The 17,111-nt window shown below is 57.4% G+C and carries 16 protein-coding genes; 9 read left to right on the forward strand and 7 right to left on the reverse strand.

Translation table 11 applies throughout. The features are described 5' to 3' along the window. Positions 1-16 precede the first annotated feature (16 nt). The 5 genes from mnmE to ACR3EM_RS14395 are packed head-to-tail and all read left to right on the forward strand — an operon-like array spanning position 17 to position 5,514. Positions 17-1,303: a tRNA uridine-5-carboxymethylaminomethyl(34) synthesis GTPase MnmE gene (gene mnmE, locus ACR3EM_RS14375; RefSeq protein WP_480471332.1), complete on the forward strand. Its 1,287-nt coding sequence runs from the start codon at positions 17-19 to the stop codon at positions 1,301-1,303. A gap of 12 nt (positions 1,304-1,315) precedes the next feature. Beyond that, on the forward strand, positions 1,316-3,184 hold the full coding sequence (gene mnmG / locus ACR3EM_RS14380; protein ID WP_480471333.1) for a tRNA uridine-5-carboxymethylaminomethyl(34) synthesis enzyme MnmG: 1,869 nt from the start codon (positions 1,316-1,318) through the stop codon (positions 3,182-3,184). After that, positions 3,181-3,804: a 16S rRNA (guanine(527)-N(7))-methyltransferase RsmG gene (gene rsmG / locus ACR3EM_RS14385; protein WP_480471334.1), complete on the forward strand. Its 624-nt coding sequence runs from the start codon at positions 3,181-3,183 to the stop codon at positions 3,802-3,804. Before mnmG ends, rsmG begins: the two co-directional genes overlap by 4 nt. After that, positions 3,797-4,600, forward strand: a complete 804-nt coding sequence (locus ACR3EM_RS14390) for a ParA family protein (RefSeq protein ID WP_480471335.1) — start codon at positions 3,797-3,799, stop codon at positions 4,598-4,600. The genes rsmG and ACR3EM_RS14390 overlap by 8 nt, the downstream gene beginning before the upstream one ends. Before the next feature lie 20 nt (positions 4,601-4,620). Then, a complete protein-coding gene (locus ACR3EM_RS14395) occupies positions 4,621-5,514 on the forward strand; it encodes a ParB/RepB/Spo0J family partition protein (protein ID WP_480471336.1) in 894 nt (297 codons plus the stop codon). On the opposite strand, the gene ACR3EM_RS14400 is transcribed toward ACR3EM_RS14395, so the two are convergent. The 4 genes from ACR3EM_RS14400 to rph are packed head-to-tail and all read right to left on the reverse strand — an operon-like array spanning position 5,504 to position 8,329. Continuing rightward, positions 5,504-5,857, reverse strand: coding sequence for a YbaN family protein (locus tag ACR3EM_RS14400; protein WP_480471337.1), 354 nt, complete (start codon positions 5,855-5,857; stop codon positions 5,504-5,506). The two genes, ACR3EM_RS14395 and ACR3EM_RS14400, sit on opposite strands and share 11 nt — an antisense overlap. A 3-nt stretch (positions 5,858-5,860) precedes the next feature. Then, positions 5,861-7,015 (reverse strand): radical SAM family heme chaperone HemW, encoded by a 1,155-nt coding sequence (hemW, locus tag ACR3EM_RS14405; protein ID WP_480471338.1) that lies wholly within the window; start codon positions 7,013-7,015, stop codon positions 5,861-5,863. After that, a complete protein-coding gene (rdgB, locus tag ACR3EM_RS14410; protein WP_480471339.1) occupies positions 7,005-7,619 on the reverse strand; it encodes an RdgB/HAM1 family non-canonical purine NTP pyrophosphatase in 615 nt (204 codons plus the stop codon). Before rdgB ends, hemW begins: the two co-directional genes overlap by 11 nt. After that, complete coding sequence (gene rph, locus ACR3EM_RS14415) at positions 7,616-8,329, reverse strand: ribonuclease PH (protein ID WP_480471340.1); 714 nt, start codon at positions 8,327-8,329, stop codon at positions 7,616-7,618. The genes rdgB and rph overlap by 4 nt, the downstream gene beginning before the upstream one ends. A gap of 112 nt (positions 8,330-8,441) precedes the next feature. Here rph and hrcA point away from each other — a divergent pair, with 112 nt between their 5' ends. Continuing rightward, positions 8,442-9,506 (forward strand): heat-inducible transcriptional repressor HrcA, encoded by a 1,065-nt coding sequence (gene hrcA, locus ACR3EM_RS14420; protein ID WP_480471341.1) that lies wholly within the window; start codon positions 8,442-8,444, stop codon positions 9,504-9,506. Positions 9,507-9,516: 10 nt separating this feature from the next. Then, a complete protein-coding gene (locus tag ACR3EM_RS14425) occupies positions 9,517-10,080 on the forward strand; it encodes a nucleotide exchange factor GrpE (protein ID WP_480471342.1) in 564 nt (187 codons plus the stop codon). Between the two features lie 30 nt (positions 10,081-10,110). Here the strand turns inward: ACR3EM_RS14425 and mutS are convergent, their stop codons facing one another. Then, positions 10,111-12,726, reverse strand: coding sequence for a DNA mismatch repair protein MutS (mutS, locus tag ACR3EM_RS14430; protein WP_480471936.1), 2,616 nt, complete (start codon positions 12,724-12,726; stop codon positions 10,111-10,113). 161 nt (positions 12,727-12,887) lie between these two features. On the opposite strand from mutS, the gene ACR3EM_RS14435 reads away from it, so the two are divergent. Next, positions 12,888-15,143 carry an NADP-dependent malic enzyme gene (locus ACR3EM_RS14435; protein ID WP_480471937.1) on the forward strand — a complete coding sequence of 752 codons (2,256 nt, stop codon included), beginning with the start codon at positions 12,888-12,890 and terminating at the stop codon, positions 15,141-15,143. Between the two features lie 3 nt (positions 15,144-15,146). Next, a complete protein-coding gene (locus tag ACR3EM_RS14440) occupies positions 15,147-16,019 on the forward strand; it encodes a ribokinase (RefSeq protein WP_480471343.1) in 873 nt (290 codons plus the stop codon). Here the strand turns inward: ACR3EM_RS14440 and msrA are convergent. Next, on the reverse strand, positions 16,016-16,687 hold the full coding sequence (gene msrA / locus ACR3EM_RS14445; protein WP_480471344.1) for a peptide-methionine (S)-S-oxide reductase MsrA: 672 nt from the start codon (positions 16,685-16,687) through the stop codon (positions 16,016-16,018). The two genes, ACR3EM_RS14440 and msrA, sit on opposite strands and share 4 nt — an antisense overlap. Before the next feature lie 105 nt (positions 16,688-16,792). Further along, entirely contained in the window at positions 16,793-17,074 is a 282-nt protein-coding gene (locus ACR3EM_RS14450; RefSeq protein ID WP_480471345.1) for an SCP2 sterol-binding domain-containing protein, read from the reverse strand. Positions 17,075-17,111 lie beyond the last annotated feature (37 nt).

Here is a 17,111-nt window from a genome sequence, read left to right on the forward strand (position 1 = left end):
GTCGCGGGGGCTATCCATGGATACGATATTCGCCCTGGCCAGCGCCCAGGGCAAAGCAGGTGTAGCGGTCATTCGCCTTTCGGGGCCTGATGCCCATGAGGCCGCGAACACGTTGGCCGGGGGCGGGCTACCCCCACGCGGGATGCATCTGCGCACATTGTGCACGCCAGATGGCGCGCGCCTGGATGACGGGTTGGTGCTGACCTTTCAGGCCCCGGCTAGTTTCACAGGTGAAGACGTGGTTGAGTTGCAGATTCACGGCAGTACCGCCTCGGTCAATGCAGTTCTGCGTTGCCTGTCTGACTTGGATGGATTGCGTCTAGCGGAGCCGGGTGAGTTCACGCGTCGAGCCTTGGAAAATGGCAAGATGGATTTGGCTCAGGTCGAAGGGCTTGCCGATTTGATCGACGCTGAAACCGAAGCGCAGCGTAAACAGGCTCAAACCATTCTGGCCGGCGCGCTTGGTTCCCTGGCTGAGGTTTGGCGGCGGGATCTGATCCGGGCGGCGTCATTGCTGGAAGCTGTGATTGATTTCGCAGATGAAGAAGTACCGACAGATGTAACGCCCGAAGTCCGGAGCCTGATTTCTGGTGTAAAGGCTGATCTGACTCGTGAGGCCAATGGCGTACAGATTGCTGAGCGGATCCGTACTGGATTTGAGGTTGCGATTGTTGGTCTTCCGAATGCCGGGAAGTCAACGTTGCTGAATGCTTTGGCGGGTCGAGAGGCAGCAATCACCTCGGAATACGCAGGCACAACGCGAGATGTGATCGAGGTACGAATGGATCTCGCAGGCTTGCCCGTCACATTGTTGGACACGGCCGGTTTGAGAGAGACTGAGGATCATGTCGAAAACCTCGGGATTGAACTGGCGCGCAGCCGTGCGGATGCTGCCGATTTACGTGTGTTTCTGACTGACAATCCAGACTCCTTGGGTGTTGATATGCAGAAGGGTGATATCCATGTTCTGCCAAAATCTGATCTGCGCGACGATTCCGAAGACGGAATCTCGGGTAAAACCGGGCAGGGGATCGATAGGCTCATAGACAACATTTCGCGTGTCTTGAGTGACCGAACTACCAGTCATGGTATTGCGACACGCGAAAGGCATCGAATTGCGATGATAAGGGCAAGTGAGGCATTGAACGCCGCGCAGGCGGTTCTGGAATCAGGTCCCGATATGTATGATATAGCAGCAGAAGAGCTGCGAACTGCCATTCGTGCACTTGAATCGCTGGTGGGAAGAATCGATGTCGAAACTCTTCTGGATGAGATATTCGCCAGTTTCTGTCTGGGTAAGTGAGGAGTGTTTCACGTGAAACATTCGGAGTTTGATGTTGTCGTGATTGGTGCCGGCCATGCAGGGGCTGAGGCCGCCCATGCAGCCGCCCGTATGGGTGTGTCGACTGCTCTGGTCACTTTGTCCGAACGGGATATTGGGGTGATGTCCTGTAACCCCGCCATCGGAGGTCTTGGGAAAGGCCATCTGGTTCGCGAAATCGATGCGTTGGACGGTGTCATGGGCCGTGTGGCAGATCAGGCAGGCATTCAGTTCCGCCTTTTGAACCGCCGAAAAGGGCCGGCAGTGCAGGGCCCGCGCGCGCAGGCTGATCGCGCACTGTATCGCGCGGCCATGGTTCAAGCCACTCAGAATCAGCCGAATTTAACCATCATCACTGGTGAAGTGGTCGATTTTCGAATGGATGGAAAACGCGTAACCGGGGTTGTTTTGGCGGATGGTTCGGTGATCCCATCGCAGACTGTTATCCTGACATCCGGCACATTTCTACGGGGCGTCATTCATATTGGCGACGTTTCGAAGCCCGGAGGTCGCATGGGCGACCGACCCTCAGTGAAGCTGGCAGAAAGATTGGACGGCTTCGCACTGCCGATGGCGCGTCTGAAAACCGGGACACCTCCACGCCTCGATGGCCGGACAATCGACTGGGATGTGCTGGAGCGGCAGGATGGCGATACCGAACCTACCTTGTTTTCGTTCCTGTCGGAATCGGTGACGGCGCCGCAAATTGCCTGTGGTATCACACATACCAACGCCAAAACGCATGAGATTATCGAGCGTAATCTGTCGCGGTCCGCGATGTACGGCGGGCATATTGATGGCGTGGGGCCTAGGTATTGCCCCTCGATCGAAGACAAGATCGTGAGATTTGCGGATAAGGACTCGCATCAGATTTTTCTAGAGCCCGAGGGCGTAAACGATCACACGGTGTACCCCAATGGTATTTCCACATCATTACCTCAGGATGTTCAGGTTGAATATGTGCGCTCGATCAAAGGGCTTGAGCAGGCCGAAATCCAGCAACCGGGCTATGCGATCGAATATGACTATGTTGATCCTCGAGTCTTAGATGCTTCCCTGTCGCTGCCTGATGTACCGGGGCTATATCTTGCGGGCCAAATCAATGGAACCACAGGATATGAGGAGGCGGCCGCCCAAGGTATAGTAGCCGGTCTGAACGCTGCCAGAGAAGTTCAGGGGCTGGAATCGGTGTTTTTTACACGTTCTGACAGCTATATCGGCGTAATGATCGACGACCTGACCACTCGTGGTGTTGCGGAACCGTATAGAATGTTTACCTCACGAGCAGAATTCCGTCTTTCGCTTCGCGCTGACAATGCAGATCAACGTTTGACGCCATTGGGAATTGAGCTTGGCTGCGTGGGAGAGAAGCGGCGATCAGCCTTTACCGAAAAACTGAATAAGCTTTTGGCGGCAAAATCAAAACTCACAGAACGGACTTTTACGCCGAAAGAAATTCGCGCAGCTGGAATCGAGGTCAATCAGGACGGTAATCGCCGGGATGGTATGGCTGTCCTGGCCTTTCCGAATGTTGTATTCGAAGATTTGATAGCGCTTGAACCAGAACTCTCCCAAACCGATGACGGGACACGCCGTCAGATTGAGCGAGATGCGCTTTATGCCAATTACATTGCGCGACAACAGCGGGATGTCGAGGCTATGAAGCGAGATGAATCACATGTGATTCCAAGGGATTTTGACTATTTCTCGCTCGATGGTCTCTCGACGGAAATGAAGCAAAAACTGTCCCAGGCCAAACCAGCTAATATCGCTCAGGCGGGTCGGGTTGAAGGCGTGACGCCGGCGGCATTGACTCTGGTGCTGGCAAAGCTTCGTCGCGATATGAAGGTGCGTAAAGCATGAGTGCCATCCAAGGTGCGGCGCCCGATAACCTGAATGTTTCACGTGAAACATTGGAGCGCTTGCGCAAATATGTTGAACTTGTTGAGCGTTGGAATCCCAAGATAAACTTGGTTTCGCGTAACAGTCTTAAAGAAATCTGGACCCGTCACATCCAGGATTCGGTGCAAGTGTTTCACTGCTCAGGTTCCGTCGCTCATTGGGTGGACCTGGGAAGTGGTGGGGGATTTCCGGGCATGGTTTGCGCGATCATGGCGCTTGAAACTGCTCCGGACACGCAGTTTACCTTAGTTGAAAGCGATCAACGCAAATCGGCGTTTCTGCGCAATGTTGCACGAGAAACTGGCGCGAATTGCAAAGTCATATCCAAGCGAATCGAAGATGTTGAACCGCTTCGGGCAGACATCCTGTCCGCACGGGCGTTGTCAGATCTGACCAGTCTATTGTCCTTTTGTGATAGGCATTTAAGCCCTGAAGGCGTTGCTTTGTTGCCGAAAGGCGCAACCTGGAAAAAAGAATTGGATGAGGCCTGCAAGGAATGGAAATTCGAGGTTGAGCCGATTACAAGTTTAACGGAACCTCAAGCCGTTATCCTGAAGATCAAAGGAGTCTCTCGTGGTTGATCTGTCTCGCCCTGCCGGGCCCCGGATTATTGCGGTTGCCAACCAGAAGGGCGGGGTGGGAAAGACGACAACAGCGATTAATCTGGCAGCTGGATTGGCAGAAGCGGGTTGCAAGGTTTTGGTCGTGGATCTCGATCCTCAGGGTAATGCCTCGACCGGTTTGGGTGTCGAGGACCGGGATTGGACGACATATGATCTCATACTCGATGATGCCCCGTTGGAGGCCGTTGTTCAGGAAACAGAGATCAGCAATCTCTATGTTGTTCCAGCGACGGTTGACCTTAGCTCAGCGGATATTGAACTGATTTCAAACGAAAAACGCAGTTATTTGTTGCATGACGCGTTGCGTCAGACTGCAATAGATACCTTTGGGTTGGACTTTGTGCTGATCGATTGCCCTCCGTCGCTGAATTTGCTGACTGTAAATGCAATGGTCGCGGCGCATTCTGTCCTCGTGCCACTACAGAGCGAGTTTTTTGCGCTTGAAGGTCTGTCCCAGCTCATGCTGACCATTCGAGAGGTGCGCCAGACCGCGAATCCAGACCTTAGAATCGAAGGTGTTGTGTTGACCATGTATGACAACCGCAACAACTTGTCCCGTCAGGTTGAAAAGGATGCGCGTGACAATCTGGGTGAGATGGTATTTAAAACCAAGATACCCAGGAATGTACGGGTGAGCGAGGCACCGTCTTACGCGTTGCCGGTTCTGCAGTATGATTCCGGGTCTCTTGGGGCGATGGCCTATCGGCATCTTGCTCGAGAGATCATGCATAAGAATAACAAAGTAGCCGCCTAAGCGGACGTCAGGAGGGCATAGTGAGCGTCAAGAAAAGCAAATCCCGGGGATTAGGTCGCGGCTTGTCGGCATTGATGGCTGATGTAGCGCCCGAGGCGGATGGTCGGATCACAGCTGAACCGCGCCGTCCTGATCTGAAGGTTCCGATTGAAAAACTGCAAGCAAACCCGGATCAGCCACGCCGCCGGTTCGCGCAAGAGCAACTGGACGAACTTGCGGCTTCGGTCAAGGAAAAGGGGATCATTCAGCCTCTGATCGTACGCAGCATCACAGGTGGACAATATGAGATTGTCGCTGGCGAGCGTCGCTGGCGCGCGGCCCAGATGGCGCAACTGCATGAAATCCCTGTCATTATTCGTGAGTTCGATGACACTGAGGTGCTTGAGGTCGCCATCATCGAAAATATTCAGCGCGCGGATCTGAATGCAGTGGAAGAAGCTGCCGGTTTCAAGCAGTTGATGGATCGTTTTGGTCACACGCAGGAAAAACTGGCCGAGGCTTTGGGCAAAAGCCGCAGCCACATCGCCAACTTGCTGCGTCTGCTCTCATTACCGATGGATGTGCAGACGCTAGTCATTGAAGGCAAGCTTTCAGCAGGGCACGCGCGGGCATTGATCACCGCGGAAAACCCGTCAGAGCTGGCAAAACAGGTGGTGCGCGATGGGCTGTCGGTACGCGCGACCGAGGCTTTGGTTAAGAAACAACAGGGCGATGCTGATAAGCCCGCTCCCCGATCCAGAAACCTGAATGCCGGGAAGGATGCCGATACGCGCGCGTTGGAGAAAGACTTGTCAGCGATTCTCGCAATGAAGGTGACCATCAACCACAAGGCTGGTGCGGAATCGGGGCAAGTGGTGCTGGCTTATGAGAATCTGGATCAGTTGGACGATCTGTGCGCCAAGCTCAGCCGTTAGGGCGCGTCCAGATAAAGACCATGACACACCCAAGCACAATGGCTTGAATGATCAGGACATGTGTCGGAACTGAGATCACGACCGACAGGACAAACACGGCGGCGATCGAAACGGTGGCCGCCTTTTTTGCCGCTGGTCGGATTGCACCTGAGCTTTGCCAGTCGACGATCATCGGTCCAAAAGTTCGGTGGCTGAGCAACCAGTTGTGCAGCCGTGACGACGAACGTGCGAAGAAAAATGCAGCCAGCAGTAGAAACGGTACAGTTGGAAGCAGGGGCAGGGCAACGCCAATCATGGCGAGCGCAACGCAGAGCAATCCCAGACCGGCCCAGAGATATTGCATGCGCTACTCCAACAATTCCCGGATTACGGCATTCAGCACGGCGCGCCCATCAGATGTCGCCTGCAATCGGTTTTCGCCAATCGTGATCATGCCGATATCACTTAAAGCCTGTAGTTTTTCCTGCGCTAAGGGCCGGTCTGCGAGAGCTTGATATCTCTCAATATCTAGTCCTTCAAATATGCGAAGACTCATCATAAGGTATTCGGTGGCCTGATCCTGACGGCTCAGTTCTGAACGATTGCTCTCTCCTGATCCATTCTCGGCAGACTTGAGCCATTTCGTCGGGGCCAGGTGGGTTTCGGTTGCAAACTTTCGTCGATTCAGCGTGATCCGACCATGAGCGCCGGGGCCGATGCCGACATAATCACCATAGCGCCAATAGATCAGGTTGTGCTGCGATTCCGAACCGGGCCGCGCGTGGTTTGAGACCTCGTAAGCAGGTAATCCGTGGGCCTCGCAGATCTCTTGCGTGGCCAGATACATATCGGCAGCGCTATCATCTTCGGGCAGGCCGCGCAGTTTTCCAACAGCATACCGGTCGCCAAAGGCCGTGCCGTCCTCGATCGTCAATTGATAGAGAGACAGATGATCGACGGCCATCGAAAGGGCTTCGGTCAACTCTGCGCGCCATGCGTCCAAAGTCTGATGCTGCCGGGCGTAGATCAGATCAAAGCTAACGCGGTCAAAACAAGTGCGGGCGATATCGAAGGCTGCTCGGGCCTCGGCGACGGTATGAATGCGGCCCAGCCGACGCAGGTCTTCATCGTTCAGCGCCTGCACACCCATCGAGATCCGATTCACGCCGGCGTCTCGATAGGCCGCAAATCGACCCGTTTCGACCGAACTTGGGTTGGCCTCAAGCGTGATCTCCATGTCGTTTGCGGGCCGCCACAGGGCGCGGGCCTCGTCTATGATGGCGGCGACAGTTTCCGGCGCCATCAGCGACGGGGTGCCGCCGCCAAAGAAGATCGTGTTCAACACGCGATCTGGTGTTTCAGCGGCAGATCGTTTCAGTTCACTAAGATAACAACCAAGCCATTGTTTTTGATTGATATTTTTGGAAACATGGCTGTTGAAGTCGCAATAGGGGCACTTAGCCTCGCAGAAGGGCCAATGCACATACAGGCCAAAGCCCCCATTGCGCCAATCATCCGCCAAAGCAGCCTTTCACGAACATCTCAACCGCGCGGCCGCGATGGCTGATCTTGTTCTTTTCCCAACGATCCATCTCGGCAAAGGTAATGTCGTATCCGTCGGGGACAAACATCGGGTCATAGCCAAACCCGCCTTCGCCTCGGATTGGCCAGACTAGATGACCGGGGGCGATGCCCTCGAATACCTCATCGTGACCATCGGGCCAGGCCAGAACCAATGTGCTGCGGAACTGTGCGGTGCGGGGATGCGCGGCACCTTTAGCCTCCAGCTCAGTATGGGCACGGGTCATGGCCATCAGGAAATCGCGGCCATTTCCGGTTTCGGCCCAATCGGCGGTATAGACACCGGGCGCGCCGTCCAGTGCATCAATGGTGATCCCGGAGTCGTCCGACAGGGCAGGCAGGCCGGTCGCCTTCGCAGCGGCATGAGCTTTGATCCGGGCGTTGCCGACAAATGTGTCTTCGGTCTCTTCCGGTTCGGGCAGGTTCATCTCGCCCGCGCCGACCACCGTCACATCAAAGGGTTCGAGGAGATGCGCCATCTCCTCAAGCTTGCCTTTGTTGTGGGTGGCAACCAGCAGCCTGTCCCCGTCGAACCTGCGGGTCATGCGGTGGCGGCCTTTTGTGCTGCGGCCAGCTCGCCCACGCCTTTTACGGCCAGATCCATCAGTTGGTCCATCTGGGCGCGGCTGAAGACCGAGCCTTCGGCGCTCATCTGAACCTCGATCAGTTTGCCTGAACCGGTCATGATGAAATTACCATCCACACCGGCCTCACTGTCTTCGGGATAGTCGAGGTCCAGAACCGGCTGACCAGCATAGATACCGCAGGACACAGCGGCAACCGGATCGACCAGCGGATCGGAAATCACCTCTCCCGTCTTCATCAGCTTATTGACGGCCAGACGCAGCGCAACCCAACCACCGGTGATCGAAGCGCAGCGGGTTCCGCCATCAGCCTGGATCACATCACAGTCGACAGTGATCTGTCGTTCACCCAGGGCGACCCGGTCCACACCGGCGCGCAACGCACGGCCAATCAGGCGCTGAATTTCCACAGTCCGACCACCCTGCTTGCCCGAGGCAGCCTCGCGCCGCATCCGCGTATTCGTCGCCCGTGGCAGCATTCCATATTCGGCGGTGACCCAACCCAGCCCTGAGCCTTTGATGAAGGGTGGTACGCGATCCTCGATCGTGGCGGTGCACAGCACGTGGGTATCGCCCATCTTGATCAGGCAGGAACCTTCGGCATGTTTGGTAAAGCCCGTTTCGATTGAAACGGCGCGCATTTCGTTTAGATCACGTCCTGAGGGTCGCATGGGAATTCCTTTATCTACTGGGTTGGGGATACCGCCCCGCAGCGTTACGATGCAACCCCGATTGACCTTTCATTTACCTGCGATTTAATGACGATCCAGCAGGGGACCGCCGATGAGTGAAGCGAGCAAAATTCTGGATGAGATGAACGACCGATCACGGGAAGTATTCCGGCTGATCGTCGAAAGTTATCTGGACAGCGGTGAGCCTGTCGGCAGCCGCACGCTGACGCGTACTTTGTCCGAAAAAGTCAGCGCCGCCACTGTGCGCAACGTCATGCAGGATCTGGAGTTTCTGGGCCTGCTGGACAGCCCTCATATCAGTGCGGGGCGTATTCCGACCCAGCAGGGGCTGCGTATGTTTGTCGATGGGTTGCTCGAAGTTGGCGATTTGGGTGCGGATGATCGGCAGAAACTAGACGAGACTTTAGGCTCTAACGCGGGCGATGTGGGCGGAATGCTGGACCGTGTGGGATCGGCATTGTCACACGTGACACAAGGTGCCTCTCTGGTTCTGACACCCAAGCACGAGGCCGAGATCAAGCATATCGAGTTCGTCTCTCTGGGCCATGACCGGGCTTTGGTGGTTCTGGTATTCTCGGACGGTCACGTGGAAAACCGGCTGTTCACCCCCCCGCCAGGGCAGACACCCAGTTCAATGCGTGAGGCGGCGAACTTTCTGAATGCGCTGATCGAGGGGCGCACGCTCAGCGAAGTGCGGCGTCAGATGCAAAGCCAGATCGACGCCCGCAGACAAGAAATCGACGTGCTGGCGCGTGAGATGGTCGAGAGCGGGATGGCCGCTTGGGACAGCGATGGCGGCGACTCGGCCCGTTTGATTGTGCGCGGGCGGGCGAATCTGTTGAATGAACCGGGTCAGACTGAAGAGTTGGACCGGATCCGAACGCTGTTTGACGATCTGGAACGCAAACGTGACATCGCCGAATTCCTCGAATTGACCGAAGATGGCGAGGGTGTGCGCATTTTTATTGGTTCCGAGAACAAACTTTTCTCACTTTCGGGTTCCTCTTTGGTGGTGTCTCCATATATGAACGCTGATCGAAAGATAATCGGTGCGGTCGGGGTTATCGGACCCACACGTCTGAATTATGGACGGATCGTGCCAATCGTGGATTATACGGCGCAACTGGTCGGCAAGCTGATATCCGACCGGAGCTAGAGGGTAAGAGATGGCAGAGCCCAAGAACGAAGAATTTCTGGACGATATCATGTCCGCAGAAGCGGAAGAGTTTGCCGAGGAATTTGCTGAGATCAGCGAAGAGGCGCTGGAGATCGATCAGCTGCGTGCTGAGCGAGACGACTATAAAGACAAGTTCATGCGTGCGCTGGCCGACGCCGAGAACGCCCGCAAGCGCGGTGACAAGGCGCGCCGGGATGCTGAGCAGTATGGCGGGTCGAAACTGGCGCGCGACATGCTGCCAGTCTATGACAATATGAAGCGCGCGCTTGAGGCCGCGACCGACGAGCAGAAAGAGTCTGCCGCCGGTCTGCTGGAAGGTGTCGAGTTGACCATGCGAGCGTTGAAGGACGTGTTCCAGAAGCACGGGATTGAAGTGATCACGCCCGAAGTTGGCGACCGGTTTGACCCGAATGTACATGAGGCGATGTTTGAGGCTCCGGTGCCTGGCACCAAAGCCGGGGACATCATTCAGGTCTCGGCCGAAGGTTTCATGCTGCATGACCGCCTGCTGCGCCCGGCGCAGGTCGGCGTTTCGTCTATGCCTGCAAGCTAAGCAGTTGTAAAACCAAGAATTTTGAGGCGGTCAGGATCTGGCCGCCTCTTTCAATTTATAGATCAGGTCCAACGCTTCGCGCGGGGTCAGCTCATCCGGCAAGATCTCGTCAAGCATATCCGTGACCGGTGAGGCCTTGGGTGCCGGAGGCGGGGGAGGTGGCGCTGCCGAAAACAAGGGCAGGTCGTCGATCAAGGCCTTTTGCTTGCCGCCCTCGCGCTCGGTTTTCTCTAACTGATCCAACACGACGCGGGCGCGCTCAACCACGGATGCAGGCAGACCGGCGAGTTGGGCGACCTGAACACCATAGGACCGGTCGGCGGCGCCTTTGTGCACCTCGTGCAGGAAGATCACCTCACCTTCCCATTCCTTGACCGCGACGGTGGCGTTGTCGACGCCTTCCAGATTTCCTGCCAAGGCGGTCAATTCATGGTAGTGGGTCGCAAACAAGGCACGGCATTTATTGGCGGCATGCAGGTGTTCCAGCGTCGCCCAGGCGATGGACAGGCCGTCATAGGTGGCGGTGCCGCGGCCAATTTCATCAAGAATGACCAGCGCGCGGTCGTCAGCCTGGTTGAGGATGGCAGCGGTTTCCACCATCTCGACCATAAATGTCGAGCGGCCCCGGGCCAAATCGTCGGACGCGCCGACACGGCTGAACAGCTGGCTGACGACACCGATATGCGCCCGCTCTGCCGGAACATAGCTGCCCATTTGCGCTAACAGGGCGATCAGCGCGTTCTGGCGCAGGAAGGTTGATTTACCGGCCATGTTGGGACCTGTCAGCAGCCAGATGGCAGCACCGTCCTCGGCGCTCAGATCACAATCATTGGCGATGAACGCATCGCCACTTTGCTGGCGCAGCGCATGTTCCACGACCGGATGGCGACCGCCCTGCACATCGAACGCGCGCGAGGCATCGACTTGCGGTCGACACCAGTTTTCTCCGCGTGCCAGATCTGCCAAGGCGGTGGTCAAATCCAGCTCAGCCAGCCCGCGTGCGGCTTGGTTCAGGCGGGCAGCAAGGGTAAGAATCTCGTCAGATAGCCTTTGATAGAGCCTTTTTTCGATCTCCAAAGCCAGATTTCCTGCGTTCAGGATACGGGTTTCGATCTCGGAGAGTTCGACGGTGGTAAAGCGCACCTGATTGGCTGTGGTTTGACGGTGAATATAGGTCTCGCTGAACGGCGGGTTCAGCATTTTTTCGGCATGTGTGGCGGTGGTTTCGATGAAGTAACCCAGCACGTTGTTATGCTTGATCTTCAACGAAGCAATGCCGGTATGCTCGGCGTATTTCTGCTGAAACCCGGCGATGACCGAGCGACCTTCGTCGCGCAAAGTTCGGGCCTCATCCAGTTCCGAGTCAAAGCCGGGGGCTATGAAGCCTCCGTCACGAGCCAATAGCGGCGGTTCGGCAACCAGCGCCTCGTCAAGCAGACCCAAGAGGTCATCAAAGCCGACAAGGTTTTGAACGGCTGTAGACAGCAATATTGGCAGGTCCTGCGTACCGCAAAGCTCGGCAATCGTTGACGCCTGAGTCAGTCCGTTGCGAACGGCGGCCAGATCGCGCGGCCCTCCACGCTCAAGGGAAAGCCGCGAAAGGGCGCGGTCCAGATCCGGGGTCTTGCGCAGCGCCTCGCGCAGGTCTGAGGCGGTCAAGCTGTCCTCAGCCGCGAAAGTCACTGCATCCAGCCGGGCATGGATCACATCCAGATTGCGCGAAGGGCTGGACAGGCGCTGCTCCAGCAGCCGCGCACCACCGGGTGTGACGGTGCGGTCGACAACCGACAGCAACGATCCGGCACGACCGCCGGACAGAGATCGGGTTAGTTCCAGATTGCGGCGTGTGGCGGCGTCGATCTGAACGACGCGATCTTCGGATTCCTTTAAAGGCGTTTGCAGCAGGGGCAATTTGCCCTTCTGAGTGATCTCCAGATAGTCGATCAGCGCGCCCATGGCCGACACTTCGGCGCGCCCGAAGGAACCAAACGCATCCAGCGCGCCCACGTGAAACAGACCGCAGATGCGTTTCTCTGCCGCTGTGCTGTCGAAACTTGCACGTCCGATAGGGGTGAGTGAGATACCCAGATCGCGGACCGGTTCTTGCAGCGGCTGATCCGCGCCATCCGCTACGATCAGCTCGGACGGAGCCAGTCGCGCAAGCTCGGGGCTTAAACGAACGGATGTCAAAGGCATCACGTGAAACGCACCGGTTGAGATATCAGCCCAAGCCAGCGCTGCCTCGTCCCGCACCTCGGAATAGGCGGCCAGAAAGTTATGACGGCGGGCTTCCAGCAAGGCGTCTTCGGTCAGCGTGCCGGGCGTCACCAGACGCACGACATCACGCCTTACCACCGATTTAGAGCCTCTTTTCTTCGCTTCTGCCGGGCTTTCCATCTGCTCGCAGACGGCGACGCGAAAGCCTTTGCGGATCAGGGTCAGCAGATAGCCCTCAGCCGAATGGACCGGCACGCCGCACATCGGAATATCGGTTCCGTTGTGTTTGCCACGTTTGGTCAAGGCGATGTCCAACGCTTCGGCAGCGTTGACGGCGTCCTCGAAGAACATCTCGTAGAAATCGCCCATGCGGTAGAACAGCAGGGCGTCGGCATGGGCCTCTTTGATCTCTAGATATTGCGCCATCATTGGCGTGACTGTGGACAAAAGCGGCCCCCTATTGGCGTCTTCCGGACGCGACCTTACAAATCCCCTTCGTGCGACGAAAGGTGAAAACGCATTGTCGTTGAGGCGCGCGCGCGCCTGCGCTATGACGCATCAGCCCTGAAGTCATGGAAACGACCCAGAAGATGCCCAAAGCGAAGATCACCAAAGAAGAGGCACTGGCCTTTCACCTGGACCCGACCCCCGGCAAGTGGGAGGTGCAGGCCACCGTTCCCATGACCACGCAGCGCGATCTGTCGCTGGCCTACAGCCCCGGTGTTGCTGTTCCATGTGAAGCCATCGCCGAGGCACCCGAAACGGCCTATGACTATACCAACAAGGGCAATCTGGTTGCCGTGATCTCGAATGGCACAGCCGTTCTGGGCCTTGGCAATCTCGGTGCGCTGGGCTCGAAACCGGTGATGGAGGGGAAATCTGTCCTGTTCAAACGGTTCGCCGATGTGAACTCGATCGATATCGAATTGGACACTGAGGACCCGGATGAGTTCTGCCGCGCGGTTCGCCTGATGGGGCCGACCTTTGGCGGTATCAACCTTGAGGACATCAAGGCACCTGAATGTTTCATCATCGAACAGCGCCTGAAGGAGGAGATGGACATCCCCGTCTTCCACGATGATCAGCACGGCACAGCGGTGATCTGTGCGGCGGGTCTGATCAACGCGCTGCATATCTCGGGCAAGAAGATCGAGGATGTGAAGATCGTTCTGAACGGGGCCGGGGCTGCGGGCATCGCCTGTATCGAACTGCTCAAGTCGATGGGCGCGCGGCATGAGAACTGCATCGTCTGTGACACCAAGGGCGTGATCTATCAGGGTCGGACCGAGGGCATGAACCAGTGGAAATCGGCGCACGCGATCTCCACCGATCTTCGGACTCTCGAAGAAGCGATGAAGGGGGCCGATGTATTCTTGGGCGTATCGGTCAAAGGCGCCGTGACACAAGATATGGTTGCCAGTATGGCCGACAATCCTGTGATCTTCGCCATGGCCAACCCGGATCCCGAGATCACGCCGGAAGAAGCCCATGAAGTGCGCGTCGATGCCATCGTCGCCACCGGACGCAGCGATTACCCGAACCAGGTCAACAACGTTTTGGGATTTCCCTATCTGTTCCGCGGCGCTTTGGACATTCATGCCCGCGCCATCAATGATGAGATGAAAATCGCTTGCGCCCATGCGCTGGCCAATCTGGCGCGTGAGGACGTGCCGGATGAGGTTGCCATGGCTTATGGCAAGTCGCTGACCTTTGGGCGTGATTACATCATCCCGACGCCGTTTGATCCGCGCCTGATCCACCGTATTCCGCCTGCTGTCGCCAAGGCGGGTATGGACACTGGCGCAGCCCGCCGTCCGATCATCGACATGGACGCCTATGAGCTGAGCCTCAAATCCCGCATGGACCCAACTGCCAGCATCCTGCGCGGCCTGAACGCCCGTGCGCGTCAGGCACAAAGCCGGATGATCTTTGCCGAGGGCGACGATCCCCGCGTCTTGCGCGCCGCAGTGACCTATCAGCGCTCGGGCTTCGGCAAGGCGTTGGTTGTGGGCCGTCCGGACGATGTCAAACTCAAGCTGGAAGAAGCTGGATTGGGGGATGCGGTACGCGAGTTGGAAGTGGTGAATGCGGCCAACACCACACATCTCGAGACCTATACAGACTTTTTGTATAAACGCCTGCAGCGTAAGGGTTTTGACCGGAAAGACATCTACCGCCTCGCGGCGCGCGACCGGCATGTGTTCTCATCCCTGATGCTGGCGCATGGTCATGGCGACGGTCTGGTGACCGGTGCTACGCGCAAATCGGCGCATGTGCTGGATCGTATCAATCACGTATTTGATGCCGATGCCGCCCATGGTGCAGCCGGTGTGACTGCACTGCTGCACAAAGGTCGTATCGTTCTGATCGGTGACACATTGGTGCACGAATGGCCCGATGAAAATGATCTGGCCACGATCGCCGAACGTTCGGCCGCGGTGGCGCGTCACATGGGGTTGGAGCCTCGGGTGGCCTTTGTCAGCTTCTCGACCTTTGGCTATCCGGTGTCCGAGCGGGCTGAGAAGATGCACCGCGCGCCGGTGGTTCTGGACCAGCGCGGCGTCAACTTCGAGTACGAGGGCGAGATGACCGTGGACGTCGCGCTGAACGTGGATCAGCAAGCTGGATACCCGTTTCAGCGCCTCACCGGGCCGGCCAATATCCTGATCGTGCCGGCGCGGCACTCGGCTTCGATCTCGACCAAACTGATGCAGGAAATGGGCGGGGCGACCGTGATCGGCCCGATCCTGTCCGGCGTCGACAAGCCGATTCAGATCTGCTCGACCGTCTCGACCGCGAATGACATTCTGAACATGGCTATTCTGGCCTCCTGCGATATTGGATAGACCATGACGATCTGGAACCTGGGCTCGATCAACGCGGATATGGTATATGCCCTGCCGCATTTGCCGGAAGCGGGCGAAACCTTAGCGGCGGGCGGGCTTGATCGGTTTCTGGGTGGCAAGGGGGCCAATATGTCGGTGGCGGCAGCCCGGGCTGGGGCGCGGGTGGCGCATATCGGCGCCGTCGGGTCAGATGGGCGCTGGGCGCGCGACCGATTGACCGAATATGGGGTTGATACCCGGTTTATCTCTGAGACCGATACCCCAACCGGTCATGCAATCATCGCCGTGGATGCCGAGGGTGAAAACCTGATCATCCTCTACCCCGGTGCCAATCACGCGTTGGAGGCGCAGCAGCTGCAACGGGCCTTGGGTGAGGCCGTCACCGGGGACGTTTTGGTGATGCAGAACGAAACCAACGCACAGATCGAGGCAGCACGGCTGGGCCGCGACCTTGGCCTGACCGTTTGCTACGCCGCCGCCCCATTTCAGGCCGACGCGGTTCAGGCTGTCCTGCCATTTCTGGATTTCCTGATCCTGAACGAGGTCGAGGCCGAGCAGTTGCAGGCCGCGTCAGGCCTTGCGCCCTCGGACCTGCCTGTAGAGCATGTGATCGTGACGCTGGGTGCAAAAGGCGCGCGGTATTACCATCAAGGCCATGACCCTCAGCAGTTCGAGGCCCATAAGGTCAGCGCTGTCGATACGACCGGCGCGGGGGATACCTTCACCGGATATGTGCTGGCGGGGATGGATCGAGGGATGCCGATGGCGCAGGCGATCGCCCAAGCGATGCGTGCCGCGGCCCTGATGGTCACGCGGCACGGCACAGCGGATGTTATTCCGGATTTGAAAGAGGTGCGCGAGGCGCAGCTCGATTAAGACCCAGCGAAGGGCGCAGCGCTACCCCACAATTGCCGGACACGGTCATCGCGGCCACACGCATTTCGATAGGCCTTATAAGCGTTCTTCTGGCGCTTGGGGCCAAAGCGGGTAAAGACCAGCTTGTCACCCTTGTAGTAATCCTGATGGTATTCTTCGGCCGGATAGAATGTGCCTTCCTGCAGGATCGGTGTGACGACGGTCTGCCCCAATGCCTGCTGAGCATTACCTTTGGCTTTCTGCGCTAGCGCCTTTTCCCCTGTGTTAGAGACGAAAATGGCGGTGCGATAGCTGTCGCCCCGATCACAGAACTGGCCGCCTGCATCGGTGGGATCAACCGAGCGGAAGAACATGTTCAACAGTGTTTCACGCGATACTTTGGCGGGGTCGAAAGTGATCTGAACCGCCTCATAATGACCGGTGCCACCTTTGGACACCTGATCATAGGTGGGGTTCGCCGTCTTGCCACCGGTATAGCCTGACACCGCCCCAAGCACGCCGGGGACGGATTCGAAATCGGATTCCACGCACCAGAAACAGCCTCCGGCGACCGTCAGCGTCTCGGACCCCGCTGCCGGGGCGGGCAGAGCACGCAACATGGCCGTCAGCAGGATCAGCGCAAACAGCAGAGAGGGTTTGATGCAGTTCAGATAAGCAGTCCGGGTCATGGCAGGTCTCCTTCCGAGACCAAGCTGCCCTCAGTTTCACCCGCTTGCAATGCGCTGACATCGTTTGTCACGTGCTGGTGAGACGAGTTTATCCGTGATCGCCCGTTACCCCAGCAACTGCCCCAACTTCATCGCGACACCTATATTGCCCGAAATCTTCAGCTTACCCAGTGCAACCCCCGTCATCGGGTTCAGCTTTCCGGTCAGCAGCTTGGTCAGGTTGTCCTGCGAGATGCGGATGGTGCAGTCTGTCTCACGATCTTCGGTCGAAGCTGTGTTGTCGGCCAAAACGATCACGCCGTCATCGCCGCAATCGAATTTGAGCGATCCGTCAAAGTTCTTGCCATCCAGACCTTTTTGAATCCCGTCGGCGATGTCCTGCAGCATGATCCGTCCTTTTCCTGATTGACGTATGCGTAAAGAC

This window comes from Ruegeria sp. AH3, assembly GCF_056536265.1.

Coding starts and splice junctions, on each gene's coding strand:
- mnmE (WP_480471332.1), top strand. CDS start 17: ATGGATACGATATTCGCCCTGGCCAGCGCCCAGGGCAAAGCAGGTGTA.
- rsmG (WP_480471334.1), top strand. CDS start 3,181: ATGAGTGCCATCCAAGGTGCGGCGCCCGATAACCTGAATGTTTCACGT.
- ACR3EM_RS14400 (WP_480471337.1), bottom strand. CDS start 5,857: ATGCAATATCTCTGGGCCGGTCTGGGATTGCTCTGCGTTGCGCTCGCC.
- rdgB (WP_480471339.1), bottom strand. CDS start 7,619: ATGACCCGCAGGTTCGACGGGGACAGGCTGCTGGTTGCCACCCACAAC.
- rph (WP_480471340.1), bottom strand. CDS start 8,329: ATGCGACCCTCAGGACGTGATCTAAACGAAATGCGCGCCGTTTCAATC.
- hrcA (WP_480471341.1), top strand. CDS start 8,442: ATGAGTGAAGCGAGCAAAATTCTGGATGAGATGAACGACCGATCACGG.
- ACR3EM_RS14425 (WP_480471342.1), top strand. CDS start 9,517: ATGGCAGAGCCCAAGAACGAAGAATTTCTGGACGATATCATGTCCGCA.
- mutS (WP_480471936.1), bottom strand. CDS start 12,726: ATGATGGCGCAATATCTAGAGATCAAAGAGGCCCATGCCGACGCCCTG.
- ACR3EM_RS14435 (WP_480471937.1), top strand. CDS start 12,888: ATGCCCAAAGCGAAGATCACCAAAGAAGAGGCACTGGCCTTTCACCTG.
- ACR3EM_RS14440 (WP_480471343.1), top strand. CDS start 15,147: ATGACGATCTGGAACCTGGGCTCGATCAACGCGGATATGGTATATGCC.
- msrA (WP_480471344.1), bottom strand. CDS start 16,687: ATGACCCGGACTGCTTATCTGAACTGCATCAAACCCTCTCTGCTGTTT.
- ACR3EM_RS14450 (WP_480471345.1), bottom strand. CDS start 17,074: ATGCTGCAGGACATCGCCGACGGGATTCAAAAAGGTCTGGATGGCAAG.